The organism is Streptomyces seoulensis, from assembly GCF_004328625.1.
Classification (GTDB): Bacteria; Actinomycetota; Actinomycetes; order Streptomycetales; family Streptomycetaceae; genus Streptomyces; species Streptomyces seoulensis.
The window spans coordinates 1,572,107-1,598,346 of sequence record NZ_CP032229.1 but is presented as its reverse complement, the minus strand read 5'-3'; the positions used below and the strand labels follow the sequence as shown (position 1 = coordinate 1,598,346).

The 26,240-nt window shown below is 72.4% G+C and carries 25 protein-coding genes and 1 pseudogene; 17 read left to right on the top strand and 9 right to left on the bottom strand.

From position 1 onward, the window contains the following. Positions 1 to 124 precede the first annotated feature (124 nt). Positions 125 to 1,267, top strand: coding sequence for a glycosyltransferase family 4 protein (locus D0Z67_RS07495; protein ID WP_031179909.1), 1,143 nt, complete (start codon positions 125 to 127; stop codon positions 1,265 to 1,267). Between the two features lie 50 nt (positions 1,268 to 1,317). Here D0Z67_RS07495 and D0Z67_RS07490 read toward each other — a convergent pair whose 3' ends face one another. After that, positions 1,318 to 3,126 carry an AMP-dependent synthetase/ligase gene (locus D0Z67_RS07490; RefSeq protein ID WP_031179910.1) on the bottom strand — a complete coding sequence of 603 codons (1,809 nt, stop codon included), beginning with the start codon at positions 3,124 to 3,126 and terminating at the stop codon, positions 1,318 to 1,320. Positions 3,127 to 3,378: 252 nt separating this feature from the next. Here D0Z67_RS07490 and D0Z67_RS07485 point away from each other — a divergent pair, with 252 nt between their 5' ends. From D0Z67_RS07485 to D0Z67_RS07460, 6 genes are all read left to right on the top strand, one after another. Next, positions 3,379 to 4,176 carry a metallophosphoesterase family protein gene (locus tag D0Z67_RS07485; protein WP_031179911.1) on the top strand — a complete coding sequence of 266 codons (798 nt, stop codon included), beginning with the start codon at positions 3,379 to 3,381 and terminating at the stop codon, positions 4,174 to 4,176. A 100-nt stretch (positions 4,177 to 4,276) separates the two neighbouring features. Then, on the top strand, positions 4,277 to 4,717 hold the full coding sequence (locus tag D0Z67_RS07480) for an SRPBCC family protein (protein ID WP_031179912.1): 441 nt from the start codon (positions 4,277 to 4,279) through the stop codon (positions 4,715 to 4,717). A 49-nt stretch (positions 4,718 to 4,766) separates the two neighbouring features. Continuing rightward, positions 4,767 to 5,939: an ArsA family ATPase gene (locus tag D0Z67_RS07475; RefSeq protein WP_031179913.1), complete on the top strand. Its 1,173-nt coding sequence runs from the start codon at positions 4,767 to 4,769 to the stop codon at positions 5,937 to 5,939. Between the two features lie 56 nt (positions 5,940 to 5,995). Then, entirely contained in the window at positions 5,996 to 6,502 is a 507-nt protein-coding gene (locus D0Z67_RS07470; protein ID WP_031179914.1) for a DUF5304 domain-containing protein, read from the top strand. 67 nt (positions 6,503 to 6,569) lie between these two features. Further along, entirely contained in the window at positions 6,570 to 7,523 is a 954-nt protein-coding gene (locus D0Z67_RS07465; protein WP_031179915.1) for an ROK family glucokinase, read from the top strand. Between the two features lie 65 nt (positions 7,524 to 7,588). Then, the gene (locus D0Z67_RS07460) at positions 7,589 to 8,341 is read left to right on the top strand and encodes an endonuclease/exonuclease/phosphatase family protein (protein WP_031179916.1); all 753 of its coding nucleotides are present in this window, start codon (positions 7,589 to 7,591) and stop codon (positions 8,339 to 8,341) included. 7 nt (positions 8,342 to 8,348) lie between these two features. On the opposite strand, the gene D0Z67_RS07455 is transcribed toward D0Z67_RS07460, so the two are convergent. Both D0Z67_RS07455 and D0Z67_RS07450 read right to left on the bottom strand, forming a co-directional pair. Continuing rightward, complete coding sequence (locus D0Z67_RS07455) at positions 8,349 to 8,945, bottom strand: hypothetical protein (protein WP_031179917.1); 597 nt, start codon at positions 8,943 to 8,945, stop codon at positions 8,349 to 8,351. Next, the gene (locus D0Z67_RS07450) at positions 8,938 to 9,717 is read right to left on the bottom strand and encodes an alpha/beta hydrolase (protein WP_031179918.1); all 780 of its coding nucleotides are present in this window, start codon (positions 9,715 to 9,717) and stop codon (positions 8,938 to 8,940) included. Before D0Z67_RS07450 ends, D0Z67_RS07455 begins: the two co-directional genes overlap by 8 nt. Before the next feature lie 160 nt (positions 9,718 to 9,877). Here D0Z67_RS07450 and D0Z67_RS07445 point away from each other — a divergent pair, with 160 nt between their 5' ends. The 7 genes from D0Z67_RS07445 (at position 9,878) to D0Z67_RS07415 (ending at position 17,186) form a co-directional block, all read left to right on the top strand. Further along, positions 9,878 to 10,615 (top strand): lysophospholipid acyltransferase family protein, encoded by a 738-nt coding sequence (locus tag D0Z67_RS07445; protein WP_031179919.1) that lies wholly within the window; start codon positions 9,878 to 9,880, stop codon positions 10,613 to 10,615. Positions 10,616 to 10,644: 29 nt separating this feature from the next. Then, positions 10,645 to 11,835, top strand: a complete 1,191-nt coding sequence (gene macS, locus D0Z67_RS07440; protein ID WP_031179920.1) for a MacS family sensor histidine kinase — start codon at positions 10,645 to 10,647, stop codon at positions 11,833 to 11,835. After that, entirely contained in the window at positions 11,835 to 12,506 is a 672-nt protein-coding gene (locus D0Z67_RS07435; RefSeq protein ID WP_031179921.1) for a response regulator, read from the top strand. Before macS ends, D0Z67_RS07435 begins: the two co-directional genes overlap by 1 nt. A 365-nt stretch (positions 12,507 to 12,871) precedes the next feature. Beyond that, entirely contained in the window at positions 12,872 to 14,083 is a 1,212-nt protein-coding gene (locus D0Z67_RS07430; protein ID WP_031179922.1) for an ice-binding family protein, read from the top strand. A 129-nt stretch (positions 14,084 to 14,212) separates the two neighbouring features. After that, the gene (locus D0Z67_RS07425) at positions 14,213 to 14,941 is read left to right on the top strand and encodes a DUF5819 family protein (protein ID WP_382849732.1); all 729 of its coding nucleotides are present in this window, start codon (positions 14,213 to 14,215) and stop codon (positions 14,939 to 14,941) included. After that, complete coding sequence (locus D0Z67_RS07420) at positions 14,931 to 16,067, top strand: HTTM domain-containing protein (protein WP_037774472.1); 1,137 nt, start codon at positions 14,931 to 14,933, stop codon at positions 16,065 to 16,067. The genes D0Z67_RS07425 and D0Z67_RS07420 overlap by 11 nt, the downstream gene beginning before the upstream one ends. Positions 16,068 to 16,157: 90 nt before the next feature. Further along, positions 16,158 to 17,186, top strand: coding sequence for a 6-phosphofructokinase (locus D0Z67_RS07415; protein WP_031179925.1), 1,029 nt, complete (start codon positions 16,158 to 16,160; stop codon positions 17,184 to 17,186). A 6-nt stretch (positions 17,187 to 17,192) separates the two neighbouring features. Here D0Z67_RS07415 and D0Z67_RS07410 read toward each other — a convergent pair whose 3' ends face one another. Both D0Z67_RS07410 and D0Z67_RS30550 read right to left on the bottom strand, forming a co-directional pair. Then, positions 17,193 to 19,073, bottom strand: a complete 1,881-nt coding sequence (locus D0Z67_RS07410; protein ID WP_031179926.1) for an anthranilate synthase family protein — start codon at positions 19,071 to 19,073, stop codon at positions 17,193 to 17,195. A 126-nt stretch (positions 19,074 to 19,199) separates the two neighbouring features. Beyond that, positions 19,200 to 19,256 carry a trp operon leader peptide gene (locus D0Z67_RS30550; RefSeq protein WP_350749699.1) on the bottom strand — a complete coding sequence of 19 codons (57 nt, stop codon included), beginning with the start codon at positions 19,254 to 19,256 and terminating at the stop codon, positions 19,200 to 19,202. A gap of 122 nt (positions 19,257 to 19,378) precedes the next feature. On the opposite strand from D0Z67_RS30550, the gene D0Z67_RS07400 reads away from it, so the two are divergent. Then, complete coding sequence (locus tag D0Z67_RS07400) at positions 19,379 to 20,734, top strand: class II 3-deoxy-7-phosphoheptulonate synthase (protein ID WP_031179927.1); 1,356 nt, start codon at positions 19,379 to 19,381, stop codon at positions 20,732 to 20,734. A gap of 154 nt (positions 20,735 to 20,888) precedes the next feature. Then, complete coding sequence (locus D0Z67_RS07395; RefSeq protein ID WP_031179928.1) at positions 20,889 to 21,140, top strand: (2Fe-2S)-binding protein; 252 nt, start codon at positions 20,889 to 20,891, stop codon at positions 21,138 to 21,140. A gap of 19 nt (positions 21,141 to 21,159) precedes the next feature. Here the strand turns inward: D0Z67_RS07395 and bfr are convergent, their stop codons facing one another. Continuing rightward, complete coding sequence (gene bfr / locus D0Z67_RS07390) at positions 21,160 to 21,651, bottom strand: bacterioferritin (RefSeq protein ID WP_031179929.1); 492 nt, start codon at positions 21,649 to 21,651, stop codon at positions 21,160 to 21,162. Between the two features lie 153 nt (positions 21,652 to 21,804). Here bfr and D0Z67_RS07385 point away from each other — a divergent pair, with 153 nt between their 5' ends. Then, positions 21,805 to 22,437: a sulfite oxidase-like oxidoreductase gene (locus tag D0Z67_RS07385; RefSeq protein ID WP_031179930.1), complete on the top strand. Its 633-nt coding sequence runs from the start codon at positions 21,805 to 21,807 to the stop codon at positions 22,435 to 22,437. A gap of 2 nt (positions 22,438 to 22,439) precedes the next feature. On the opposite strand, the gene D0Z67_RS07380 is transcribed toward D0Z67_RS07385, so the two are convergent. From D0Z67_RS07380 to D0Z67_RS07370, 3 genes and pseudogenes are all read right to left on the bottom strand, one after another. Continuing rightward, positions 22,440 to 23,342, bottom strand: coding sequence for a deoxyribonuclease IV (locus D0Z67_RS07380; protein ID WP_031179931.1), 903 nt, complete (start codon positions 23,340 to 23,342; stop codon positions 22,440 to 22,442). Positions 23,343 to 23,399: 57 nt separating this feature from the next. Beyond that, positions 23,400 to 25,346 carry a Stk1 family PASTA domain-containing Ser/Thr kinase gene (gene pknB / locus D0Z67_RS07375; protein WP_031179932.1) on the bottom strand — a complete coding sequence of 649 codons (1,947 nt, stop codon included), beginning with the start codon at positions 25,344 to 25,346 and terminating at the stop codon, positions 23,400 to 23,402. A gap of 91 nt (positions 25,347 to 25,437) precedes the next feature. Next, positions 25,438 to 26,238 (bottom strand): annotated as a pseudogene (locus tag D0Z67_RS07370) (thiazole synthase); the annotation flags it as partial. Between the last annotated feature and the right edge of the window lie 2 nt (positions 26,239 to 26,240).

Here is a 26,240-nt window from a genome sequence, read left to right as displayed (position 1 = left end):
TCCCCTGCCGTTCGGTCGTGTGTCGTGCGCGTCGGAAGACTCATGATGTCCTTTACGGCCGTGTCCCTGCCACAGACTCCGCCCGCCCCGGCCCCGGTCGGGCCACCCGGTAGGGTCGGCGGCGATGCACAAGACCCTGATCGTGACCAACGACTTTCCGCCCCGCCCCGGCGGCATCCAGGCGTTCCTGCACAACATGGCGCTGCGCCTGGACCCGGACCGGATCGTCGTCTACGCCTCCACCTGGAAGCGCGGCCGGGAGGGCGCCGAGGCGACCGCCGCCTTCGACGCCGAGCAGCCCTTCACCGTCGTACGCGACCGTACGACCATGCTGCTGCCCACCCCGGCGGTGACCCGGCGGGCGGTGGGGCTGCTGCGGGAGCACGGCTGCACCTCGGTGTGGTTCGGGGCGGCGGCGCCGCTCGGGCTGATGGCACCGGCGCTGCGCCAGGCCGGCGCCGGGCGGCTGGTGGCGACCACCCACGGTCACGAGGCGGGCTGGGCCCAGCTGCCCGGCGCCCGTGGGCTGCTGCGCCGGATCGGCGAGTCCACCGACACGGTCACCTACCTCGGCGAGTACACCCGGTCCCGGATCGCCGCCGCGCTCACCCCTGAGGCGGCCGGACGCATGGTCCAGCTGCCGCCCGGTGTGGACGAGAAGACCTTCCACCCCGGCTCCGGCGGCGACGAGGTGCGCGCCCGGCTCGGGCTCACCGACCGGCCCGTCGTGGTGTGCGTCTCCCGGCTGGTGCCGAGGAAGGGCCAGGACACGCTGATCCGTGCCATGCCCCAGATCCTCGCCGCCGAGCCGGACACCGTGCTGCTGATCGTGGGCGGCGGCCCCTACGAGGCCGACCTGCGCCGGCTGGCCGCCGAGACCGGCGTCGCGGACTCCGTACGGTTCACCGGCGCGGTGCCCTGGGCCGAACTGCCCGCGCACTTCGGCGCCGGGGACGTGTTCGCCATGCCGTGCCGCACCCGGCGCGGCGGGCTGGACGTGGAGGGGCTCGGCATCGTGTACCTGGAGGCGTCCGCGACCGGGCTGCCCGTGGTCGCCGGTGACTCCGGCGGAGCCCCGGACGCCGTGCTCGACGGCGAGACCGGCTGGGTGGTCCGGGGCGGCGAACCGGCCGAGGCCGCCGAGCGGATCACCGCCCTCCTCGCCGACGAGGGCCTGCGCCGCCGGATGGGCGAGCGCGGCCGGAGCTGGGTCGAGGAGAAGTGGCGCTGGGACCTGCTGGCCGAACGGCTGAAGGTGCTGCTCTGACACGGCGGCGCCGGGGAATCCCCGGCGCCGCTCCGCTCTGTGACGGTGCGTCAGGAGGCGGTCTGCTTGGCGTACAGGGCCTCGATGTCGGCCGCGTAGTCCTTCGCCACCACGTTCCGCTTCAGCTTCAGCGAGGGCGTCAGGTGCCCCGACTCCTCGGTGAACTGGATCGGCAGGATACGGAACTTGCGCACCGACTCCGCCTTGGAGACCGCCGCGTTGCCGTCGTCCACGGCCGCCTGGACGGCCGCGTTCAGGTCCGGGTCGTCGCGCAGCGAGTCGGCCGTGGAACCGGCGGGCTTGCCGTGCTCGGCGGCCCAGCGGCCCAGGAACTCCTCGTCGATGGTGACCAGCGCGCCCACGAACGGCCGCCCGTCGCCCACCACCATGCACTCCGCGACCAGCGCGTGCGCCCGGATACGGTCCTCGATCACGGCCGGGGCGACGTTCTTGCCGCCCGCCGTCACGATGATCTCCTTCTTGCGGCCGGTGATCCGGAGATAGCCGTCCTCGTCCAGGGTGCCGATGTCCCCGGTGTGGAACCAGCCGTCGGCCAGCGCCTCGGCGGTCGCGTCCGGGTTGTTCCAGTACTCCTTGAACAGGTGCTCGCCGTGCAGCAGCACCTCGCCGTCGTCCGCTATCCGCACGACCGAGCCGGGCAGCGGCTGGCCGACCGTGCCGATCTTCTGCCGGTCCCACGGGTTGAACGCGGTGGCCGCGCAGGACTCGGTCAGACCGTAGCCCTCCAGCACCGAGAAGCCGATGCCCCGGAAGAAGTGGCCGAGCCGCTCGCCCAGCGGGGCGCCGCCCGAGATCGCGTACTCGCCCCGGCCGCCGAGCACCGCGCGCAGCTTGCCGTAGACCAGCTTGTCGAAGACCTTGTGCTTGAGCTTCAGCTTCAGCGACGGGCCCGCCGGGGTGTCCAGCGCCCTGCTGTAGGCGATGGCCACGTCCGCGGCCTTGTCGAAGATCGCGCCCTTGCCGTCGGCCTGCGCCTTGGCCCGCGCGGTGTTGTAGACCTTCTCGAACACGCGCGGGACGCCCAGGATCAGCGTCGGCCGGAACGCGGACAGCTCGTCGGTGAGGTTCTTGATGTCCGGGACGCAGCCCAGCTTGATCGGCGCCATCATCGGCGCCACCTGCACCAGCCGGCCAAAGACGTGCGCCAGCGGCAGGAACAGCAGCACCGAGCACTCGCCGGTACGGAACAGCGGGCGCAGCCGCTCCACGATGTTGCCGCACTCCGCGAAGAAGCTGCGGTGGGTCAGCACACAGCCCTTGGGACGGCCGGTGGTGCCGCTGGTGTAGACGATGGTCGCCGGGTCGTCCGCCTTGGCCAGCGAGCCGCGCTCGGCGACCGTCGCGTCCGAGACGTCCTGCCCGAGCCGCGTCAGCTCCTCCAGGCCCCCGGCCTCGATCTGCCACACGTGCTTCAGCGCGGGCAGCGACTCGCGTACCGAGTCCACGGCGGCCGCGTGCCCGTCCAGCTCGACGAAGGCGGCGGTCGCGCCCGAGTCGGAGAGGATCCAGCGGACCTGCTCCGGCGAACTGGTCTCGTACACCGGCACGGTGACCGCGCCCGCGCTCCAGATGGCGAAGTCCAGCAGGGTCCACTCGTAGCGGGTGCGGGACATCAGGCCGACCCGGTCACCCGGCTGCACACCGGCGGCGATCAGGCCCTTGGCGGCGGCGTGCACCTCGGTGAGGAACTGCCGGGCCGTCACGTCCTGCCAGGCGCCGCCCACCTTGCGCGCGATGACGGCGACGTCCGGGTGCTGAGCGGCGTTTCTGCGGACGATGTCCGTCAGGTTGCCGTCGGCGGGGACCTCGTACAAAGCCGGAAGGCTGAACTCGCGCAAAACTGCTGCTCCTCGGGGCGGGTGCTCGGGGGGTCCCGCCTGCCGGGGTGCTCTCCGGAGCACGACCGGACTGCCCGGACGTTACCCGCCGGTATGACCTCTGGGACAGGGGGTCCGTGCCAGATGTTCGCTGCGTCACACGGGATAACCCGCTTGGGCGCACAGTAGTCCACCTCTTGACCAACGGGCGAGTAACCGCAGGCCAGACGGGCCACTGTTCACTGAGACCGCACACCTCTACCCTTGATCGCCATGGCTTCCACACCCGCCCGCGGCCCCCGCACCCGCGTACACGTGATCAGCGACGTGCACGGGAACGCCCGTGATCTCGCGCGGGCCGGGGAGGGCGCCGACGCGCTGATCTGCCTCGGCGACCTCGTCCTCTTCCTCGACTACGCCGACCACTCGCGCGGCATCTTCCCCGACCTGTTCGGCGCGCGGAACGCCGACCGGCTGGTCGAGCTGCGCACCGCCCGCCGCTTCGAGGAGGCCCGCGCCTTCGGCCGCGAGCTGTGGTCCGGCATCGGCGCCGACCGGGACGCCGCGATCGAGCAGGCGGTACGCCGTCAGTACGCCGAGCTGTTCGCCGCCTTCCCCACCCCGACCTACGCCACCTACGGCAACGTCGACATGCCGCCCCTCTGGCGGGAGTACGCGAAACCCGGCACCACCGTGCTGGACGGCGAGCGGGTGGAGATCGCCGGCCGCGTCTTCGGCTTCGTCGGCGGCGGCCTGCGCACCCCGATGCGCACCCCGTACGAGATCGACGACGAGGAGTACGCGGCGAAGATCGAGGCCCTCGGCGAGGTCGACGTGCTCTGCACCCACATCCCGCCCGAGGTGCCCGAACTCGTCTACGACACCGTCGCGCGCCGCTTCGAGCGCGGCAGCCGCGCCCTGCTGGCCGCCATCGAGCGGACCAGGCCGCGCTACTCCCTGTTCGGCCACGTCCACCAGCCGCTCGTCCGCCGGATGCGGATCGGCGCGACCGAGTGCGTGAACGTGGGGCACTTCGCCGGGACCGGAAAGCCGTGGGCGCTGGAGTGGTGACGGCGGCCCGGGGACGGCGCGGTAGCCTTCACGCTGCACACACGTGCGCACCCCGCGCGTGAGAGAACGTTCTTCGGCCGCATCTGGAGGAGCCACGGCGATGGCGGAACACACCAGTTCGAGCATCACGATCGAGGCGGCCCCGGCCGATGTCATGGCGGTGATCGCCGACTTCTCCCGCTACCCGGACTGGACCGGCGAGGTGAAGGAGGCCGAGGTCCTGGAGACCGACGGCCGGGGACGCGCCGAGGAGGTCCGCCTCGTCATGGACGCGGGCGCCATCAAGGACGACCAGACCCTCGCCTACACCTGGACCGGCGAGCACGAGGTCTCCTGGACCCTGGTGAAGTCCCAGATGCTCCGCTCCCTGGACGGCAGCTACCTGCTCAAGCCCGCGGGCGCCGGGGCCACCGAGGTCACCTACCGCCTCACCGTCGACGTCAAGATCCCCATGCTCGGCATGATCAAGCGCAAGGCGGAGAAGGTCATCATCGACCGCGCGCTGGCCGGCCTGAAGAAGCGCGTCGAGACGGGCTCCTGACCCCGGGCCCTCCCCGCCGGGAGCTGAGGCTCCGTTACCGTTCAGCCTCATGCGCACCCTCCTGATCACCGGGCCCGGCGGCAGCGGCCGCACCAGTGTCGCCGCCGCCACCGGGCTCGCCGCGGCCCGCACCGGCGCCCGTGTGCTCGTGCTCGGCGCCGACCGGACCGACACGCTCGGCGCCGCCCTCGGCACGGTGACGGGACCCACGCCCACCGAGGCCGCCGAGAACCTCACCGTCTGGCGCCCCGACGCCGGCGCCCGCTTCCGCGAGGACCTCACCGCCTTCCAGAGCCGCGCCGGAACCGTCCTCGACCTGCTCGGCGCCTCCCGTCTTGACGCCGAGGAGGTCACCCCGCTGCCCGGCGCCGAGGAACTCTCCGTACTGCGCGCCCTGCGCGACGCGGCCCTCTCCGAGCGCTACGACCTGCTCGTGGTCGACCTCCCTCCGCTGCCCCAGGCCCTCGCCCTGCTCGCGCTGCCCGAGGAACTCCGCCGCTATCTGCGCCGCCTCCTGCCGCCCGAGCGCCAGGCCGCCCGCGCCCTGCGCCCCGTCCTCGGCCGCCTCGCCGGGGTCCCCATGCCCGCCGACTGGCTGTACGAGACCGCCGCCCGCTGGGACCTGGAACTCGCCGCCGTCGAAGCCGTCGTCGCCGACAGGGACACCACCGTCCGCCTGGTCGCCGAACCCGGCCCCGCCGGGGAGGACGCCGTGCGCACCGCCACCCTGGGCCTCGCCCTCGCCGGACTGCGCGCCGAGACCCTGATCGCCAACCGCGTCCTGCCCGAGTCCGCCGACGGCACCTGGCTGGCCGGCCCCTTCGCCCAGCAGCGCAAGACCCTGGCCGACTGGGCCCAGGAGTACGACCTGCACACCGTCCCGCACCTCGGCCACGACCCGCGCGGCACCGACGACCTCACCGCGCTCGCCCCGCCCGGCGTCAACCCCGCGCCCGGCCCCGTCGAGTGGCCGGTCACCGACCGCCTGGCCGAGGACGGCACCCTCGTCTGGCGCCTCCCGCTGCCCGGCGCCGTACGCGACGACCTCGACCTGATCCGGCGCGGCGACGAACTCGTGGTCACCGCCGGGCCCTTCCACCGGATCGTCGCCCTGCCCTCCGCGCTGCGCCGCTGCACGGTCGCCGGGGCCGCACTGACCGACGGCGAGCTGTGTGTCCGGTTCGCGCCCGACCCCGCGCTGTGGCCCGGCACGGGACGGTGAACGGACTGCGCCGTTCGGGTAACGTCGAAGACGCGAACCGTAGTCAGGAGCCCGCCATGAGCGAAGAGCGCCCCGCACCCCAGCCCCCCGAGGAGCCCGAAGCTCCCGAAGCGCCGCGCACGGGCGACGCCGACGCCTGGGCCACCGCCACCGCGGAGGACCTGGCCGCCGAGAAGGCCCGCCGCCGCGGCACCAACCCGCCGCCACCCGGCACCGCCGCCGAGGAACTGCGCCGGCTCATGGACTCCGTGGCCGACAAGCTCTCCGGCCTGCAGTCCCCGCTGCTCGGCGCGGTCGCCGGGCCCGCCGCGCAGCAGGCGGTGCGCCAGATGGTCCAGCAGGCCAAGGCCGCCGTCGAGCCGGTCGTCGAGCGCAACCCCCAGGTCTTCGACCACCTCGCCGCCGCCGGCAGCGAGCTGCTCGCCGCCTACCGCTCGGCCGTCCAGGCCCAGGAACAGCGCTGGACCGCCGGCCCCACCCCGCCCCCGGCCGACCCCCCGCCCGCCGGCCGCCGCGACCCAGGTGAGGGCACCGGACCGGGCGAGCGCATCGACCTGGACTGACGGTCTGTCCCGGTGGGGCCTCGGGTACCGTTGGCCTTAGCGGGGCTCGACCGGAACTGAGGGATTCATGGGACTCACCATCGGCGTCGACATCGGCGGCACCAAGATCGCGGCCGGCGTGGTCGACGAGGAAGGCAACATCCTCTCGACCTTCAAGGTGCCGACCCCCAGCACGCCCGAGGCCATCGTGGACGCCATCGCCTCGGCCGTGGAGGGCGCGCGTGCCGGACACGACATCGTCGGCGTGGGCATCGGTGCGGCCGGCTATGTGAACCGGCAGCGCTCGACCGTGTACTTCGCGCCCAACATCGACTGGCGCCAGGAGCCGCTCAAGGAGAAGGTCGAGGCCCGCGTGGGCCTCCCGGTCGTCGTGGAGAACGACGCCAACGCGGCCGCCTGGGGCGAGTACAAGTTCGGCGCGGGCAAGGGCCACCGCAACGTCATCTGCATCACGCTCGGCACCGGCCTGGGCGGCGGCATCATCATCGGCAACAAGCTGCGCCGGGGTCACTTCGGCGTGGCCGCCGAGTTCGGCCACATCCGGATGGTCCCGGACGGCCTGGCCTGCGGCTGCGGCTCGCAGGGCTGCTGGGAGCAGTACGCCTCCGGCCGCGCCCTGGTCCGCTACGCCAAGCAGCGCGCCAACGCCACCCCCGAGAACGCGGAGATCCTGCTGGGCCTCGGCGACGGCACCCCCGACGGCATCGAGGGCAAGCACATCTCGGTGGCCGCCCGCCAGGGCGACCCGGTGGCCGTGGACTCCTACCGCGAGCTGGCCCGCTGGGCGGGCGCCGGCCTCGCGGACCTGGCCTCGCTGTTCGACCCCTCCGCCTTCATCGTGGGCGGCGGCCTCTCGGACGAGGGCGAGTTGGTCCTCGACCCGATCCGCAAGTCCTACAAGCGCTGGCTGGTCGGCGGCAACTGGCGCCCGGTCGCCGACGTCATCGCCGCCCAGCTCGGCAACAAGGCCGGCCTGGTCGGCGCGGCCGACCTGGCAAGGGAGCCGGACCCGGTCATGTAGACCGGGTGAGGCACCGACTTCAGGGGCGCGGGGAACGATCCCCGCGCCCCGAGTAGGTTGATCGCATGCCAACCCCGTTCCCCAACTCCCAGACGGAGTCCGATGGTTCCGCGATCATCAGGGTCCTGAGCTACAACGTCCGCTCCCTGCGGGACGACACGGAAGCCCTGGCGAGAGTCATCAACGCCTGCGCCCCGGACGTACTCCTCCTCCAGGAAGCCCCCCGCTTCTTCCGCTGGCGCAAAAAGCTGGCCCGCCTCGCCAACGCCACCAACCTCGTCTACCTCACCGGCGGAGCCCCCGCGGCCGGCCCCGCGATCCTCTGCTCGCTGCGGGCCACGGTCGAGCACACCGAGGACGTCCTGCTGCCCCTCACCCCCGGCCAGCACCGCAGGGGCCTCGCCACCGCGGTCGTCCGGTTCGGCAAGGCCCGCGCAGGACTCGTCTGCTGCCACCTCGGCCTTGCGAAGGCCGAACGCCAGACGCAGAGCGGCCTGCTCCTGGACCGCCTCGCCGCACTGGGCGTGGACCACGCGGTGATCGGCGGCGACCTCAACGAGGGCCCGGCCGGCCCCGCCTTCACCCTGCTCGCCGAAGCCCTCCAGGACGCCGCGGCCGTCGCCCCCCGGGGCGGCACGGACACCTTCCCCGCCACGGCCCCCGCCCGCCGCATCGACGCCGTCCTCGCCACCCGGGGCGTCGAGGTGCTGGCCTGCGGAGTCCCCACCGGCCTCCCCGGCGTCACCGGAAGCGACCTGAGGGCGGCCACGGACCACCTCCCGGTCCTGGCCGCCCTCAGAATCCCGGCGAGCGTCTAGCGAGGCTTCAGACGACGGCTCCCCGGCCGGGGTCGTCGTCCTCGTCGTCGTCCGTGCGCATCCGGGTCACCAGGGTGACGAAGCCGCCGAGGAAGCCGCCGATGGCGAGCGTCGTCAGCCACCAGGTCATCTCCCACCCCAGCAGCACGGCGAGCAGCAGCAGGACCGGCCCGCCGACCACCCCGAGCCAGGCGAACTTGGCGGTGGTGTCGGCGACGGGCAGCGGAGGCGGCTCGGGCGGGACGAAGTGACCCTCGCCGTCGTCGTCGTCATCGTCGGGGTTCCCGGCCGCGGCGTCGTCGGACGGCCCGGCCGGGGTGTGGTCGCGGGGCCCGACGCCGGGCGCGAAGGTGACCGAGCTGCCCAGCGGGCGTACCGGCGCGGGCTTCCCGTCGGTGCCGTCGTCGTCCGACTCCGTCCCCGGTTCCGGGTCCTTCTCCAGCAGCGCGAGATCCTCGACGGCGCGGAACGGCCGGGAGCCGGGCGGGTCCGGCGGCTCGTCGCCGTACCCCGCGACGATGGCACGCCAGACGGCGTCCTCGTCGAGGGGCGTGCCGTGTTCGTCCGGCTCGCGGCCCTCGCGGTCGGAGTCGTGCTCAGCCAACGGGGGCCGTCCCTTCCTTGCCGACACGGGGAGCGAGCCGGTCGACGAAGGCGAGGCTCTCCTCGACGATCCGGTCCGCGTCATGGTCCAACGTCGCCACGTGGTAGCTCTGTTCCAGCACGCTCTCCGTCACGTCCGTGGAGGACACCCGGCTCAGCACCCGCGCCGAGTCGGCCGCCGGGACCACGTGGTCCACCGCGCTGCGCAGCAGCAGCAACGGCTGCGTGACCTGCGGCAGCTCACCGTCCAGCACGCGCAGGAAGCGGCGCAGGGAGTGGGCCGCGTGCAGCGGGACCCGGTCGTAGCCCAGCTCGGTGGCGGCGCCCTTGGCGATGTCGCTGGCGATGCCCTTGGTGGAGGGGATCAGATGCCGGAGCACGGGCAGGGCGTACGCGGCGAGTCCGTGCACCCGGTTCGCCGGGTTGACGACGACCACTCCGGTGACGCGGTCGCCGTGCTTGGCGGCCAGCCTGAGTGCCAGCGCGCCACCCATCGACAGCCCGGCCACGAACACCCGCTCGCAGCGCTCGGAGAGCTGCCACAGCTCACGGTCGAGGTGCGCGTACCAGTCCTCCCAGCCGGTGGCCCGCAGGTCCTCCCAGCGGGTGCCGTGACCGGGCAGCAGGGGCAGCGACACCGACAGGCCGTGCGCGGCGAGGTGCTCCGCCCAGGGGCGCAGCGACTGGGGCGAGCCGGTGAAACCGTGGCAGAGGAGAACCCCCACCTCCCCGCCGTCGTGGCGGTACGGCTCGGCTCCGGGAAGGACCGGCACCTTTGGGGCTCCTGTTCCGGTATGTGGATCTCTGGGGAGTGCGGTACGGGTGGATGTGCTTCACCGTACGCGACCGCGTCGCCACCGACCAGGGCCGTCGGCGCCATCGGCGGCGGTCCGGGTTAAGGTCTGTGCGACGGAATCGGGAGGCACGTGGGTGTTGTACGGCACGATGAAGGTTGCCATCGGAGGGCCGCTGAAGGTCGCCTTCAGACCCTGGGTCGAGGGACTGGAGAACATCCCGGCCGAGGGGGCCGCCATTCTGGCGAGCAATCACCTGTCGTTCTCGGACTCGTTCTTCCTGCCCACGATGCTGGACCGCAAGGTCACCTTCATCGCCAAGGCCGAGTACTTCACCACCCCCGGACTCAAGGGACGGCTGACGGCCGCCTTCTTCAAGGGCGTCGGGCAGCTCCCCGTCGACCGCTCCGGCGCGCGGGGTGCGGGCGAGGCCGCGATCAAGAGCGGCATAGAGGTGCTGGAACGCGGTGAGCTGTTCGGCATCTACCCCGAGGGCACCCGCTCGCCCGACGGCCGCCTCTACCGGGGCAAGCCCGGCGGTCTGGCCCGGGTGGCGCTGGCCACCGGGGCGCCGGTGATCCCGGTGGCGATGATCGACACCGAGAAGATCCAGCCGCCCGGCAAGGTGATGCCGAAGCTGATGCGGCCCGGCATCCGGATCGGCAAGCCGCTGGACTTCAGCCGCTACCAGGGCATGGACCACGACCGGTTCGTGCTGCGGGCGGTGACGGACGAGGTCATGTACGAGATCATGAAGCTCTCCGGCCAGGAGTACGTCGACATCTACGCGACCGCGGCCAAGCGGCAGCTCGCGGAGGCGGCGAAGGCGGCGAAGGAAGCCGAGAAGGCCGAGAAGGCGGAGAAGGCCGGGGCCTAGCGACCCGGCTCGGGGGAGGCGGGGGCGCCATGGCCAGGGGTGAACGGGTGCTGCGGATGTCGGTCGAGCTGCCGCTGTGGCGCGCGCTCACCGGCTACCGCGTCCTGACCATGCTCTACGCGATCGGTCTGGGCGCCACCGCCTACAGCCACTTCGTTCGCCCCTGGCTGGCCCTCGCCTACTACGCCCTGCTGGTCACCTGGACGCTCGCCACCGTGACCCGGGTGACCGGCGCGGCCCGCTGCACCCGGTGGTTCCTCGCGGCCGACCTGGCCGTGGCGGTCCTCGGCATCCTGCTCACCCCGCTCGCCGACGACCCGCACCGGATCGCGGACGGCGGCTCCACCCTGCCGTCGATATGGACGGCCGGGGCGGTGCTGGCCTTCGCCCTCAAGGGCGGCTGGCGCTGGGCGGCCGGCGCCTCCACGGCGGTCGCCGTGGCCAACCTGGTCGAGCGGGGCGCCCCCGCGCGGGACACCGTGCACAACGTGATCCTGGTCTGGGTCGCCGCCATCGCCATCGGCTACGTGGTCGAGGTGGCCCGCGCCTCCGAGCGCACCCTCGCCCGCGCCCTGGAGATCGAGGCCGCCACCCGCGAACGGGAGCGGCTGGCCCGCGACATCCACGACAGCGTGCTCCAGGTACTGGCCATGGTGCAGCGGCGCGGCGCGGTCATCGGCGGCGAGGCGGCCGAGCTGGGCCGGCTCGCCGGGGACCAGGAGATCGCCCTGCGCACCCTGGTCTCCGGCGGCCTGCTCCCCAGCAGCCGGGTGCCCGCCGGCCCGGCCCCCGCCGACACCGGCCCGCTCGACCTGCGCTCCCTGCTCGCCCCGTACGCCGGGTCCCGGGTGAGCCTCGCCGAGCCGGGCGCGCCGGTCATGCTGGGGGCGACGGCGGCGCGGGAGCTGGCGGCCGCCGTCGGGGCGGCGCTGGACAATGTGCGGCGGCACGCGGGCGAGGAGGCCCGCGCCTGGATCCTGGTCGAGGACGAGCCCGGCGAGATCGTCGTCACCGTCCGCGACGACGGCCCCGGCATCCCCGAGGGCCGGCTCGCGCTGGCCGAGGGCGAGGGCAGGCTCGGGGTGGCCCAGTCGATCCGGGGACGGCTGCGCGACCTCGGCGGCAGCGCCGAGGTGATCTCCGTGCCCGGACAGGGCACGGAGATCGAGTTGACGGTACCGAAGAGCGCCGAGGCGGCGCGGGGGAAGGCGGAACGGTGATGACCGAGCAGGACCCGATCAAGGTGATGGTGGTCGACGACCACCCCATGTGGCGCGACGCGGTCGCCCGCGACCTGGCCGAGTCCGGGCTCGAGGTCGTCGCCACCGCGGGCGACGGCGAGCAGGCGGTGCGCCGCGCCAAGGCCGCCGCCCCCGACGTCCTCGTGCTCGACCTCAACCTGCCCGCCAAGCCCGGGGTGCAGGTCTGCAAGGAGCTCATCGCGCACAACCCGGCCCTGCGCGTGCTGGTGCTCTCCGCCAGCGGCGAGCACGCCGACGTGCTGGAGGCCGTGAAGTCCGGCGCCACCGGCTACCTGCTGAAGTCGGCGTCCACCGGCGAACTGCTGGACGCGGTCCGCCGTACCGCCGTCGGCGACCCGGTGTTCACCCCGGGCCTTGCCGGACTGGTCCTGGGCGAGTACCGGCGGCTGGCCGCCGAGCCCGCGCCCGCCCCCGAGGCCGGGGCGCCGGGCGCGCCCCGGCTCACCGACCGGGAGACCGAGGTGCTGCGCCTGGTCGCCAAGGGCCTGAGCTACAAGCAGATCGCGGAACGCCTGGTCATCTCGCACCGCACGGTCCAGAACCACGTCCAGAACACCCTGGGCAAGCTCCAGCTGCACAACCGGGTGGAACTGGTGCGGTACGCGATCGAGCGGGGCCTGGACGACTGACCCGGCTCGATCGGGGTATGCATGAATTCACCGCCACGCCCGCTCATCGGCAACTCATGCACAACCACCCCATTGGCGGCACCGGGTCATGCATGGCGGCGCATACATTCCGCCCGGCGGGAACCGCGCCGCCCGTTTACCGTGATCCGCCCCGACGCATTCGGGGGATGCGTCGGATGATCAGAATTTTGAGTCTGATTCTTTTCATCCCGCGCCATGCGGCTGAAGAAACGATCACTTTTAGTTGTCGATCTCTGACTTTCTCGGCGCGTAAATTTCCTGCGTAATATGCCGCAACAGCAACAAGGCTACCGGGCATCCGGATGGAGCCCGTATGCCACGGCCCCCACAGGAAATGGCCTTCGATGAAGCTGAAGTTCCATCAAGTGGCTCACCGCCGCAGTCTGTCCGGCGTGCTCGCCTCGGCTCTTGCCGCGACGGTCGCCGCCACGATGGTCGCCCTCACGCCGACGCCGGCGCTCGCCATCGCCACGCCCGTACCGCTGGCGACGGCCGCCAGCTACTCCGTGCTCGCGGGTACGCAGGTCACCAACACCGGTCCCTCGGTGATCGGTCACGACCTCGGGGTGCACCCGGGTACGGCCATCACGGGCTTCCCGCCCGGCCAGGTGCTCGGTGCCGTCCACTCCGCCGACGCCGCCGCCGCTCAGGCCAAGGCGGACCTCGTCACCGCGTACAACAACGCCGCCGGCCAGGCCACGGACTTCGCGCTCCCGGCCGGCATCGGCAACGGCAACACCCTCCTTCCGGGTGTGTACAGCGCCGTGGCCGGTGTCGGGCTCAACGGCGACCTGATCCTGGACGCCGGCGGCAACCCGAACGCCGTCTGGGTGTTCCAGATCCCGGAGGCGCTGACGACGGCTTCCTCCAGCCGGGTGCTGCTCACGAACGGCGCGTCGCCGTGCAACGTGTACTGGCAGATCGGCAGTTCGGCCACTCTGGGCACGAACTCCACCTTCGTCGGCACCATCATGGCCCTGACCTCGATCAGCGTCACCACGGGGACGAACATCGAGGGCCGGGCGCTGGCCCGCAACGGCGCTGTGACGCTCGACACCAACCGGATCTTCCTCAACTCGTGCGCGAACACCACCACCGGTGGGACCACGACGGGAACGACCACGGGAACGACCACGGGCACGACGACCGGCGGCACCACCACCGGCGGACTGCTCAGCGGGGGTCTGGTCACCGGCGGGGTCCTGGGCGGACCCCTCGTCACCGGCGGGAACACCTCCGGCAACATCGCCGGCAACACGTCCGGGAACACGGCGGGCAACACCGCCGGCAACACCACCTCCGGCAACACCGCGGGCAACACCATCGGCGGCAACGGCAACGGCAACGGCAACGGCAACGGCAACGGCAACGGCCACAAGCCGGGCCACGGCAAGCACGAGAAGCCGCACCACGACGTCAAGCCGGGCCACGGCCACGACGTCAAGCCGGGCCACGGCCACGAGAACAAGCCCCAGCACCACGACGAGACCTACGGCTACGAGGACAAGCCCGAGGTCCCGGAGATGGGTGACTACGGCAAGGCGTACAAGGGCTAGACGGCACCCACCGCGGTGACCTCGTCCACCGGACGACGGCGCACGGCGAGTCCTCACGGACCCGCGGTGCGCCGCCCGTGGCGATCCGCGGTGAATATCGGACGTGAGCAGTCATCTGAGAGAGGCGGGGTGGCGGTGCCGACCCGAATCGAACCGGCGGATGCGGAGTCGGAGGCGGAGGCGATCCAGCACTCCCTTTCCGGTCCGGCCGCACCTGAAGGCCCTGGCGGCGAGCCGACGCCGGAAAGCCGGCCGACCGGTGTCCTCGTGGTGAGGGCTGGTCTGTGGACCACTGTGATCTTCTGCGTGGCGGCGACCCTCGTCCACGTGTTTCTGATTTTTCTGCACGTGGCTCCCGCCAATACCGTTTCCAGACGATTCACCCCGCAGATCAATGCGTGGGTTTTTCCTTTTTTCGAGCAGAATTGGCGACTTTTCGCGCCGGACCCTGAATCCGTCAACCGGCAGATCCTGGTGAGAACGGCCCGCACCGAGCCGGGCGGAGCCGTCCGGGTGAGCGGCTGGTTCGACCTGACCGCGGTGGACCACGCGGCGGTCGAACACGATCCGTTCCCGAGCCACACCGCCCAGAACCTGCTGCGCCGCGCCTGGTCCTCCTACGTCGATTCGCACGGCGGGGACGACAAGTCCCGCACGGAACGGGCCCTGATGATGCAGAAGTACCTGGCCGGCATCGCCGCGGACCGGGTCGCCGCGCACAGGGGCGGCTCGTTCGACTACGTCCAGCTCCGTGTCGTCACCCGGCCCATCCCCGCCTCGGGCTCCGCGGGCATCCCGCCGAAGCCCGCCGAGAACCGGCTTCTGCCGTGGTGGAAGGTGTCCAGCCATGGGAAGTGAGCAGATCCCCTCGACCGACCGGTACGGAGCCCTCAGGGAACTGCTGACCGGCCGGCCGGTGTCCCTGTACGCCGCGTCGGTGCTGCGCATCGGCTACGGCTTCCTCTACCTGGGTTTCCTGCTGCGCGAGTTCCCGCACCGCCACGAGATCTGGGGCCCCGACTCGCCGTGGACCCCGGCCCTGGCGCGGCAGCTCTTCGGCCAGACGGGCTGGAGCAGCTTCCTGACCCTGTCCGACGACCGCGCCTGGCTGGAGCTCTGCTACACGGCGGCCGTCGTCACGTCCACCCTGTTCCTGCTCGGCTGGCGCACCCGGATCACCTCCGTGCTCTTCGCCCTCGTGGTGACCTCGTTCCACGCCCGGGCGATCTTCATGACCGACGGCGGCGACAACCTGATCCTGCTGATGTCCCTCTGCCTCGTCCTCACCGCGTGCGGCCGGCGCTGGTCCCTGGACGCGGTGAGGGTCCGGACGAAGGCGGCCCGGGCGGACGGGGCGCCGCAGGAGCCGGTCAAGGGCCCGCTCGTACGGGAGCTCCGGGACGCCCGGATCACCCTGACCACGGTCGTGCACAACTGCGGCATGTTCCTCATCGCGGCCCAGGTCTGCTTCCTGTACGGATCGGCGGGCCTCTACAAGGTCCAGGGCGCCATGTGGGGCAGTGGCACCGCCCTCCACTACGTCCTCCACCTCGAACTCTTCCGCCCCTGGCCCGCCCTCTCCCAGTTCGTGGACGCGCACACGACGCTGATCGCGGTCGCCGGATACATGACCGTGCTGTTGCAGGTGGCCTTCCCGTTCGTGCTCTTCGGCCGGCTCAAGTACCCGGTGCTGGTCATGCTGCTCGGGATGCACCTCGGCATCGCGGTCCTCATGGGGCTGCCGCTCTTCTCGGGCGCGATGATCGTCGCGGACGCCGTGTTCCTCCCCGACCGCTTCTACCTCTTCCTGCCCCACCTGTACCGGCGCCTGGCCCGCAGGGGCCGGCCGGCGCCCCGGAAGGCAGCCGGGGCCGCGCCGGTACCCGCACAGGCCGGCCCCGCCCCGCTCGGCTCGCCGGCTCGTCCGGCCGAGGGCGAGGGCCCGGCGCCCGATACCGTCCGGGACCGCTCCGCCGCCCGGTGATTCACCGGATTCGCCCCCTACCCCTCGTTGTGTGACCTGTATCCCCCTTACCGTGGCGGAGTCGGGAAACCCGCGGCGAAGGGACGGACCATGCGCGTAGGAGTGCTGACCGGGGGCGGCGACTGTCCGGGCCTCAACGCCGTCATCCGAGCCGTCGTCCGCAAGGGCGTCCAGGAGTACGGCTACGACTTCACCGGCTTCCGGGACGGCTGGCGCGGCCCCCTCGAAGGCCGGACCGTGCCGCTCGACATCCCCGCCGTGCGGGGCATCCTCCCGCGCGGCGGCACCATCCTCGGCTCCTCCCGCACCAACCCCCTCCAGGCCGAGGACGGGGTGCGCCGGGTCCGCGAGAACCTCGCCGAACAGGGCGTCGACGCGCTGATCGCCATCGGCGGCGAGGACACCCTCGGCGTCGCCGCCACCCTGTACGAGGAGCACGGCGTGCCCTGCGTGGGCGTGCCCAAGACCATCGACAACGACCTCTCCGGCACCGACTACACCTTCGGCTTCGACACCGCCGTCAACATCGCCACCGAGGCCATCGACCGGCTGCACACCACCGCCGAGTCCCACATGCGGGTGCTGGTCTGCGAGGTGATGGGCCGGCACGCGGGCTGGATCGCGCTGCACTCCGGGCTCGCCGGCGGCGCCAACGTCATCCTCATCCCCGAGCACCGCTTCGACCTGGAGGAGGTGTGCGGCTGGATCACCTCCCGCTTCGAGGCGGCGTACGCCCCGATCGTGGTCGTCGCCGAGGGGGCGATGCCGAGCGACGGCGAGATGGTGCTCAAGGACGAGTCGCACGACTCCTTCGGGCACGTCCGGCTGTCCGGGGTGGGGGAGTGGCTGGCCAAGCAGATCGAGAAGCGCACCGGCAAGGAGGCGCGCACCACCGTGCTCGGGCACGTCCAGCGCGGCGGCACCCCGAGCGCCTTCGACCGCTGGCTCGCCACCCGCTTCGGGCTGCACGCCATCGACTGCGTCCACGACGGCGACTACGGCAAGATGGTCGCCCTCCAGGGCACCCGCATCGTCCGCATCCCGATCTCCGAGGCGACCGCCGAACTGAAGACGGTCGACCCGGAGCTGTACGCGGAGGCCGGGGTGTTCTTCGGCTGACGCCCGCTACGAGTGCTGCGAGCCGGTACGCGCCGTCAGCAGCCCGGCGACCAACTCCCGCACCAGATCCGCCCCGTTGACGGTCAGCACCGACTCCGGGTGGAACTGCACCGACGCGAACCGGCCGGAGCGCAGCGCGTGCACCTCACCGTCCGGGGCGCGGCTCACCTCCACGCCGTGCGCGGCCAGTTCACGCGCCGCCGCGTCGTCGCAGCGGGCCACGAAGCTGTTGTAGAAGCCGACCGTCTCCGCCCGCCCGAACAGGTCGACCACCGTCTGCGCCCCCTGGTACGGCACCCGCTTGCGGACGATCTCCAGACCCAGCTCCGCCGCGATCAGCTCGTGCCCCAGGCACACCCCGAGCACCCCGTGCCGGTGCTCGCGCAGCACCGTCTCCGTCAGCTCCCGCAGCCGCCGCATCTTCGGGTCGGCCGCGTCCGAGGGGTCACCGGGGCCGGGGCCCAGCACCACCGGGCCCTCGTGCGCCCGTACCGCCTCGGTGAGCCCCGGCTCGTCGAAGCGCCGTACGGTCACCTCCAGGCCGCCCGAGCGCAGGACGTGGGCCAGCATCGCGGTGAAGGTGTCCTCGCCGTCGACCACCAGCGCGTGCGCGCCCAGCGGGGCGGCCGGCTCCCGCATCCGCAGCCAGAACGGCGCCAGCGCCGAGCGACGCCCGTCCAGCGCGGCCCGCACCCGCGGGTCCTCCGCCAGCCGGGGCCGCTCCCGCTCGGTGCGCGGCCGGGCGGGCCGTACCCCGAGCGCGGCCAGCACGCCGGCCGCCTTCGCGTGGGTCTCGGCCACCTCGCCGGCCGGGTCCGAGCCGCGCACCAGGGTCGCGCCGACCGGCACGCTCAGCCGGCCGTCGGCGGCGATGTCGGCGGTGCGGATCAGGATGGGGGAGTCCAGCGTGCGGGCGCCCCCGGCGTCCCGGCCGAGCAGGGCGAGCGCGCCCGCGTAGTAGCCGCGCCCGGTGGGCTCGTACCGCTCGATCACCCGGCAGGCGTTCTGCACCGGGGAGCCGGTGACGGTCGCGGCGAACATCGTCTCGCGCAGCACGTCCCGGACGTCCAGGGAGGTCTTCCCGCGCAGCTCGTACTCGGTGTGCGCGAGGTGGGCCATCTCCTTGAGCCGGGGGCCGACCACCACCCCGCCCCGGTCGCCGACGGTGCACATCATCTTCAGCTCCTCGTCGACCACCATGGACAGCTCCTCGGTCTCCTTGGTGTCACCGAGGAACTCCAGCAGGTGCTCCGGCGTCGGACCCTCCGCCGGATAGCGGTACGTCCCGCTGATCGGGTTCATCACCACCGTGCCGCCGGACATCCGCACATGGACCTCGGGGCTCGCCCCGACCAGCGTGCGGTCCCCGGTGTGCACCACGAACGTCCAGTACGCGCCCCGCTCGCCCGCCAGCAGCCGCCGGAACAGCGCGAGCGCGTCGGCCCGGGAGAAGCCCGGGATCTCGCCCCGGTAGGTCCGCCGGATCACGAAGTTGGCGCCCTCGCCCCGCCCGATCTCCTCATGCAGCACCCGGCCGACGATCTCCCCGTACTCCTCGTCGGGCACGTCGAACCCGCCGTCCTCGACCCGCACCGGATGCGCGGGCAGGGTGTCCAGCGCCGTCGCGAGCGGGACCTCGTACGCCTCCTCGGGGTGGAGCACCAGCAGCGGGGTGCCGTCGTCGCGGACGTCGAAGCCGCGCTCGCGGATCTGCCGGAACGGGATCAGCGCCAGGCCCTCGTCGGGCAGCCCGGCCAGCTCCTCGTGGGCGGTGACCGGGCCGAGCAGCACCTCCACCGAGGAGGTGTCGCGGCCGGGGGTGCGGCGGTGCAGCAGGGCGAAGGGGCGGCCGTCGTCGGCGAGACGGGCCAGGTCGGGCTGGTTCATGGGGGTCCTCTTGCGTCGGGCGGTCCGGAAAGCGGGACGACGGACGCCGGTCGTGGGACGGACCCCGGAAACACCGAAGGCCGCCCCTCGGGCGGCCTTCGCGGAAGTCTCTGTGCTGCGCGCGAATCAGTGGGCCGCCGGAAGAGCGGTCCACCACCAGTTCTGGATCTGCTGCGCGAACATGGCGCCGATCCTACCGCATCGGCCCGGCCCGGCGCGGGGAAAGACGTCCACGGAGCAGTCACCCCGTCTCACCTTTCGAGCGGGGCCCGGAGCACCGGTCGTGACCCCGTAATGTTGGGAGGGTGACCGTGAACGCTGATTCCCGAGCCGTGGCCGCCGAGGCGACCTGGCGAGACCTGCCCGCGGCGCAGCAGCCCGAATACCCGGATACCGAGGCTCTGCGCGAAGTGATCGCGGAGCTTTCGACCTATCCGCCCCTCGTCTTCGCGGGCGAGTGCGACCAGTTGCGTGCCCGGCTGGCCTCCGTCGCCAAGGGCGAGGCGTTCCTGCTCCAGGGCGGCGACTGCGCCGAGTCCTTCGACGCGGTGGGCGCCGAGCACATCCGCGCCAAGGTCAAGACGATCCTCCAGATGGGCGCCGTGCTGACATACGCCGCGTCCGTCCCGGTGGTCAAGGTCGGCCGGATCGCGGGCCAGTACTCCAAGCCGCGCTCCAAGCCCACCGAGACCCGTGACGGCGTGACCCTGCCGGTGTACCGGGGCGACTCCGTCAACGGCTTCGACTTCACCGAGAAGAGCCGCTACCCGGACCCCGAGCGGCTGAAGCGGATGTACCACGCCTCCGCCTCCACGCTCAACCTGGTCCGCGCCTTCACCACCGGCGGCTACGCCGACCTGCGCCAGGTGCACGCCTGGAACCAGGACTTCGTGAAGTCCTCGCCGTCGGGCCAGCGTTACGAGCAGCTCGCCCGGGAGATCGACCAGGCGCTGAACTTCATGCGGGCCTGCGGCGCGGAGCCGGAGGAGTTCAAGACCGTCGAGTTCTACTCCTCGCACGAGGCGCTGCTGCTGGACTACGAGTCGGCGCTGACCCGCGTCGACTCCCGCACCGGCAAGCTGTACGACGTCTCCGGGCACATGGTGTGGATCGGCGAGCGCACCCGGCAGATGGACGGCGCGCACATCGAGTTCGCGTCCAAGATCCGCAACCCGATCGGCATCAAGCTGGGCCCGACCACCACGGCCGAGGACGCGCTGCGCTACATCGACCGCCTCGACCCCGACCGGGAGCCGGGCCGGCTGACCTTCATCGTCCGCATGGGCGCCGACAAGATTCGCGACCGGCTGCCCGAGCTGGTGGAGAAGGTCACGGCGTCCGGTGCCACGGTGGCCTGGGTGACCGACCCGATGCACGGCAACACCTTCGAGGCGGCCTCCGGGCACAAGACCCGCCGCTTCGACGACGTGCTGGACGAGGTCAAGGGCTTCTTCGAGGTCCACAAGGGCCTGGGCACCCACCCCGGCGGCATCCACGTGGAGCTGACCGGTGACGACGTCACCGAGTGCGTGGGCGGCGGCGACGAGATCTTCGTCGACGACCTGCACCAGCGCTACGAGACGGCCTGCGACCCCCGGCTCAACCGCAGCCAGTCGCTGGACCTCGCCTTCCTGGTCGCGGAGATGTACCGGGACCAGTGAGGCCGAAGCGGCCCTGAGCGTGAAGTAGGGCGCGGATCACACGAGATCCGCGCCCTTCCGCTTCCCCGACTCCCGCCTGCCGGGTTAGGTTAGGTTTGCCTCACCGAAATCCGGCGACGGCAGCGATCGGCGGTCCCGTCGGGAGGTGAACCTGGTGTTCGTCTGCAGTTGCTTCGGCATCACCGAGCAGCAGGTCAAGCAGCACGCCGAGAACGGCGCCTGCACCCCGCGCCAGATCGCCTCCGCCTGCAAGGCCGGCACCGACTGCGGTGGCTGTGTCCGCCGTATCCAGGCCCTCCTGGGCCGGGGCGCCTGCCCGCGCCGCGAGCAGATCGCCCAGCGCCCGCCGGTGCTCGTCCCTGCCGCCGCCGAGGCACCCGTACGCCGTCTCGGCGACGCCGCCTGACCCCGTCCGGCGCTCCGGTTCAGCCCGCCGTGTCCGGCTGGACCTGCTCGATCACCGTGGACAGGTAGAGCGACTCGCCCAGCTTCTCGATCAGGTCGAGCTGGGTCTCCAGATAGTCGATGTGCAGCTCCTCGTCGGCGAGGATCGCCTCGAAGACGTTGGCCGAGGTGATGTCGCCCTTGGCGCGCATGACCTCCACGCCCCGGCGCAGCCGGTCGATGGCCTCCACCTCGATCTGCCGGTCCGCCCGGAACATCTCGGTCACCGTCTGGCCGACCGAGACATGGAAGAGGCGCTGGTAGTTGGGCAGGCCGTCCAGCATCAGGATGCGGTCGGTCAGGGCCTCCGCGTGCCGCATCTCGTCGAAGGACTCGGCCCTGGTGTACCGGGCGAGCTTCGTCCACCCCTTGTGGTCCTGGAGCTTGGCGTGCAGGAAGTACTGGTTGATCGCGGTCAGCTCGGCGGTGAGCTGTTCGTTGAGCAGCTCGATGACCTCGGGGTCGCCTGACATCGGGGTGGGCTCCTTCCGGACATTCCTGGCAGATCCTGCCGCATGATTCCACCGGCACCATGAGCCGTCCAGTAAGCGCACACTTAGTAGTCAATGCCGGAAATGTCACTATGCTGGTCGGGTGCACCCCGCCCGGTCTGTCAGGATGGAGACATGGCTCATCCGGTGGAACACGCGTCTGGGACGGGGGCGGCGGCAGACCTTCCGCCGGGACAGCGGCTCCAGCGCGGCTGGCCGGTCACGCACTACGGGCCCGTGCCCAAGTTCCGCCCCGAGCGCTGGGACTTCCGGGTCTTCGGCGCCACCGCCGACGGCGAGAAGCGGTCCTGGACCCACGAGGAGTTCACCGCCCTGCCGTACGCCACGGTCGTGGCCGACCTGCACTGCGTGACCAAGTTCAGCATGCTCGGCGCGGAGTGGGGCGGGGTGCCCGCCCGCGCGATCCTCGACCTGGCGCCGCCCGCGCCCGGGGTCACCCATGTGATGGTGTGGGCCGAGTACGGCTTCAGCGCCAACCTCCGGCTGGCCGACTTCGCCGACGACCGCGCCATCTTCGCCATCCACAAGGACGGCGAACTCCTCACCGCCGAACACGGCTTCCCGGCCCGCCTGGTCGTCCCGCACCTGTACGCCTGGAAGGGCCCCAAGTGGGTCCGGGGCGTGGAGTACATGACCGCCGACCGCCGGGGCTTCTGGGAGCAGCGCGGGTACCACAACGTGGGCGACCCCTGGAAGGAACAGCGCTACTCCTACCAGGAGGAGCCGGGCGACGGTCCGGAGCTGTAGCCCTAGCCGTCCCTGAGGCGCTTCAGCCGGGCCACGTCCGCCGCGTGGCCCTCCTTGCCGCCGGGGGTCTCGATCACCAGCGGGACGCCCGCCGTGGCCGGGTGAGCCATCAGCGCGCGGAACGGCTCCTCGCCGATGTGTCCGGAGCCAATGTTCTCGTGGCGGTCCTTGTGTGCGCCGGCCACATCCTTGGAGTCATTGGCGTGGATCAGCTTCAGCCGTCCCTCGCCCACGGTCTCCACCAGCAGGTCGAGCGTCTGCCGCATGCCGTCCGGGCCCGTCAGGTCGTGCCCGGCCGCGTAGATGTGGCAGGTGTCCAGGCAGACGCCGAGCTTCGGATGGGCGTCCAGCGCCTCGAAGTACGGGCCGAAGTCCCAGGTCCGCGAGCACAGTGAGGAACCCTGCCCGGCCGTCGACTCCAGCAGCAGGAACGGGTCGTCGTCGTGGGTCAGCTCGTCCAGCAGCGGCAGCAGACGCTCGCGCACCTGCCGCAGGGCCACCTCGCGCGGGCGTCCGCCGGTCGCGCTGCCGGTGTGCACCACCACGCCGAGCGCCCCGATGTCCCGCCCGCGCCGCAGGGAGTGCCGCAGCGACGCAACCGAGCGCTCCACCGTCGCCTCGGTGTGCGAGCCGAAGTTGATCAGGTAGGGCGCGTGCACGTACGCCGGTACCGACTCCGCCGCGCAGGCCGCCCGGAACGCCTCGTCCTGGGCCGGGTTCCCGGCCGGGGTGGCCCAGCCGCGCGGGTTGGCCACGAAGACCTGCACGGTCTCCGCCCCCAGCTCCCGGGCGTACGGAAGCCCCGTCGTGTGCAGCCCGCCGGCCACCGGCACATGGGCGCCGACGGGGTTGCGGAGGGCACCGGGGACGGCGAGGGGAGCTGCGGGGGACGGCTGGAGTGTCACCCGTTCAGGGTGTCACGCCGTCCCGCGCGCCCGGACCGGCGGCCCCGGTGAGACCGGTCACCGGATGGTGATCGTGATCTTCGAGCCCTTGGGCGCCTCGTCGCCGCCCGCCACCGACTGCCTCTTCACCGTGTCGCCGAACAGCCCCAGCAGTCCCCGGTCCTCGTGGACCTCGAACCCGGCCGCCTCCAGCTTCCGGTGCGCGTCGTCCACGTTCGACCCGGTCACGTCCGGCACCCGCACCATCTCCGGGCCCTTGGACAGCGTCAGCGTCACCGTGTCGCCCTCGGCGCCCCGCGCACCCGGCTCCGGGGACTGGGCGGCGACCTGGCCCTTGTCGTAGTCGGAGTTGACGCGCTCGGCGGCGATCCTCACCTTCAGCCCGGCGTCGGTCAGGTCCTGGCGCGCGCTCTCCGCGTCCTCACCGCTGACGTCCGGGATGTCGACCGGGGCGCCCTTGCTGACGACCAGCGCGATCGCCGACCCGGCGTGCCGGTCGGTGCCCGCATCCGGCGTCGTACGGATCACCGAGCCCCGGTCCACCTCGTCGCTGAACTCGCGCGTGACCATGCCCGGCTCCAGACCGGCCGACTTCAGCCGCTCCCGCGCCCGCTCCAGCGACTGACCCGCCACCCGGGGCACCGGGACCGTACGCGGGCCCAGCGAGACCGTGAGCCCCACCGAGGCATGGCCCCGGACGCGCGAACCGGCCGACGGGTCGGTGCTGATGACCGTGCCCCGGTCCACCGTGTCGCTGTAGGCCCGCTTCACGCCGCCCACCTGGAGACCGGCCGCCTTCAGGCGCTGCTCGGCCTGGTCCTGGGTGCGCGACAGCACCGGCGGCACCTTGGTGAACTGGCCCGAGTTGATGTACCAGACCCCGCCGCCGACGCCGAGGACCACCAGCACCGTGGCCAGCAGGGTGAGCAGCCCGCGGCGGGGCCGCCGGGACCGACCCGTGCCGCGCCGGGTGGGCGGGGGCTCGATGTCGGTGGTGTGCAGCACGCTCGTGACGTTGTGGCCGTCCGTGCCGTCCGTGCCGTCCCCGTCGACCGGGAGCGGCCGGACCGTCATGGCGCGCGGCAGCACGCTCGTCCGGTCGCCCGCGTTGTCGTGGGCGACCGACACGGCCCGCGGGGGCAGCGCGTCGAGCTGCTCCTCGGTGAGCGTGCCGCGCACCCGCAGCACCTCGCCGAGCAGCGCGGCCGCGTCCGCCGGGCGCAGGGCCGGGGTGCGGGCGGTGGCGGCGGCCACCAGGGCGTCCAGCTCGTGGGCCAGGCCCGGCGCCAGCGCCGAGGGCGCGGGCACGTCTTCGTTCAGGTGCTGGTAGATGACCTGGGCGGGGGAGTCCCCGGAGTGCGGCTTGGCGCCGGTCAGCATCTCGTAGAGCACGACACCGCAGGCGTACACGTCCACGCGCGGGTCGGCGGTGCCCTGCTCGATCTGCTCCGGCGCCAGGTAGGAGACGGTGCCGAGGACCGAACCGGTGGTGCTGGTGACCGTGTCCACCGCGCGCACCAGACCAAAGTCGGCGACCTTGACCCGGCCGTCGTCCCCGATCAGCACGTTCTCCGGCTTCATGTCCCGGTGCACGAACCCGGCCCGGTGCGCGGCGCCCAGCGCGGCGAGCACAGGCTCCAGGATGTCCAGGGCCGCCCTCGGCCGCAGCGCGCCCCGCTCGCGCAGCACGTCACGCAGGGTGCACCCGGCGACGTACTCCATGGCGAGGTAGACCCAGCCCCCGTCGGTGCCCTGGTCGAAGACCTGCACCACATTGGGGTGGGCCAGCCGGGCGACCGACTTGGCCTCGCGGATGAACCGGTCCACGAAGGCGCCGTCGGCGGCCAGCGCCGGATGCATCACCTTGAGGGCCAGGACCCGGTCCAGCCGGATGTCCAGGGCCCGGTACACGGTCGCCATCCCGCCGACGGCGATCCGCGCCTCGACGCGATAGCGGCCGTCGAGCACCTGGCCGAGGAGGGGGTCCGAAAGGGTCGTATCCACGCGGGCGAGTCTACGAGGGGTGCGCGGAGCCGGCTCCCGCTGCGCCGTCCGGGTGAGCGGCTGCAGCAGAGCTGTGACCGTTCGGCGAGGTGAACGCCGGGCGCTCGGGGTCGAGGTCCGCGCGCCCCTCGGCGGGGGAGGACGCCCGCGCGAAATGGCGGCGCGGGATGCGTCCGGCCCGCCGCGCCAGGTGCCCGGCACGCACGGCGTACCGCATGGCCGAGGCCATCGTCTCGGGGTCCTGCGCGCGGGTGACGGCCGAGGCGAGCATCACACCGGCACACCCCAGCTCCATCGCCAGTGCCACGTCCGACGCGGTCCCGGCACCGGCGTCCAGGATGACCGGGACGTACGACTGCTCCATGATCAGCTCGAAGTTGTGCGGGTTGCGGATGCCGAGACCGGAGCCGATCGGGGAGCCCAGCGGCATCACGGCCGCGCACCCCACGTCCTGGAGCTTCCGGGCCAGCACCGGGTCGTCGTTGGTGTACGGCAGCACGGTGAAGCCGTCGTCGACCAGCGTCTCGGCCGCGTCCAGGGTCTCCACCGGGTCGGGGAGCAGGGTGCGCTCGTCGGCCACGACCTCCAGCTTCACCAGGTCGGTGCCGAGCGCCTCGCGGGCCAGCCGGGCGGTCAGCACCGCCTCCCCGGCGGTGAAGCAGCCCGCGGTGTTGGGCAGCACGCGGATGCCGAGCTTCTCCAGCACCGACAGCACCGAGCCGTGCGCGCCGGGGTCGACCCGGCGCATCGCCACCGTGGTCAGCTCGGTGCCGGACGCGACCAGCGAGCGCTCCAGCACGTCCAGGCTGGGGGCACCGCCGGTGCCCATGATCAGCCTGGACTCCAGGGCAAGGTCGCCGAGGACCAGGGGGTCGGTGGTTCCGGTGGGCACGG

Excerpts from the sequence above, each read along its gene's own strand:
- D0Z67_RS07495 (WP_031179909.1), top strand. The coding sequence starts at position 125 with ATGCACAAGACCCTGATCGTGACCAACGACTTTCCGCCCCGCCCCGGC.
- D0Z67_RS07485 (WP_031179911.1), top strand. The coding sequence starts at position 3,379 with ATGGCTTCCACACCCGCCCGCGGCCCCCGCACCCGCGTACACGTGATC.
- D0Z67_RS07480 (WP_031179912.1), top strand. The coding sequence starts at position 4,277 with ATGGCGGAACACACCAGTTCGAGCATCACGATCGAGGCGGCCCCGGCC.
- D0Z67_RS07475 (WP_031179913.1), top strand. The coding sequence starts at position 4,767 with ATGCGCACCCTCCTGATCACCGGGCCCGGCGGCAGCGGCCGCACCAGT.
- D0Z67_RS07470 (WP_031179914.1), top strand. The coding sequence starts at position 5,996 with ATGAGCGAAGAGCGCCCCGCACCCCAGCCCCCCGAGGAGCCCGAAGCT.
- D0Z67_RS07465 (WP_031179915.1), top strand. The coding sequence starts at position 6,570 with ATGGGACTCACCATCGGCGTCGACATCGGCGGCACCAAGATCGCGGCC.
- D0Z67_RS07460 (WP_031179916.1), top strand. The coding sequence starts at position 7,589 with ATGCCAACCCCGTTCCCCAACTCCCAGACGGAGTCCGATGGTTCCGCG.
- macS (WP_031179920.1), top strand. The coding sequence starts at position 10,645 with ATGGCCAGGGGTGAACGGGTGCTGCGGATGTCGGTCGAGCTGCCGCTG.
- D0Z67_RS07435 (WP_031179921.1), top strand. The coding sequence starts at position 11,835 with ATGACCGAGCAGGACCCGATCAAGGTGATGGTGGTCGACGACCACCCC.
- D0Z67_RS07430 (WP_031179922.1), top strand. The coding sequence starts at position 12,872 with ATGAAGCTGAAGTTCCATCAAGTGGCTCACCGCCGCAGTCTGTCCGGC.
- D0Z67_RS07420 (WP_037774472.1), top strand. The coding sequence starts at position 14,931 with ATGGGAAGTGAGCAGATCCCCTCGACCGACCGGTACGGAGCCCTCAGG.
- D0Z67_RS07415 (WP_031179925.1), top strand. The coding sequence starts at position 16,158 with ATGCGCGTAGGAGTGCTGACCGGGGGCGGCGACTGTCCGGGCCTCAAC.
- D0Z67_RS07410 (WP_031179926.1), bottom strand. The coding sequence starts at position 19,073 with ATGAACCAGCCCGACCTGGCCCGTCTCGCCGACGACGGCCGCCCCTTC.
- bfr (WP_031179929.1), bottom strand. The coding sequence starts at position 21,651 with ATGTCAGGCGACCCCGAGGTCATCGAGCTGCTCAACGAACAGCTCACC.
- D0Z67_RS07385 (WP_031179930.1), top strand. The coding sequence starts at position 21,805 with ATGGCTCATCCGGTGGAACACGCGTCTGGGACGGGGGCGGCGGCAGAC.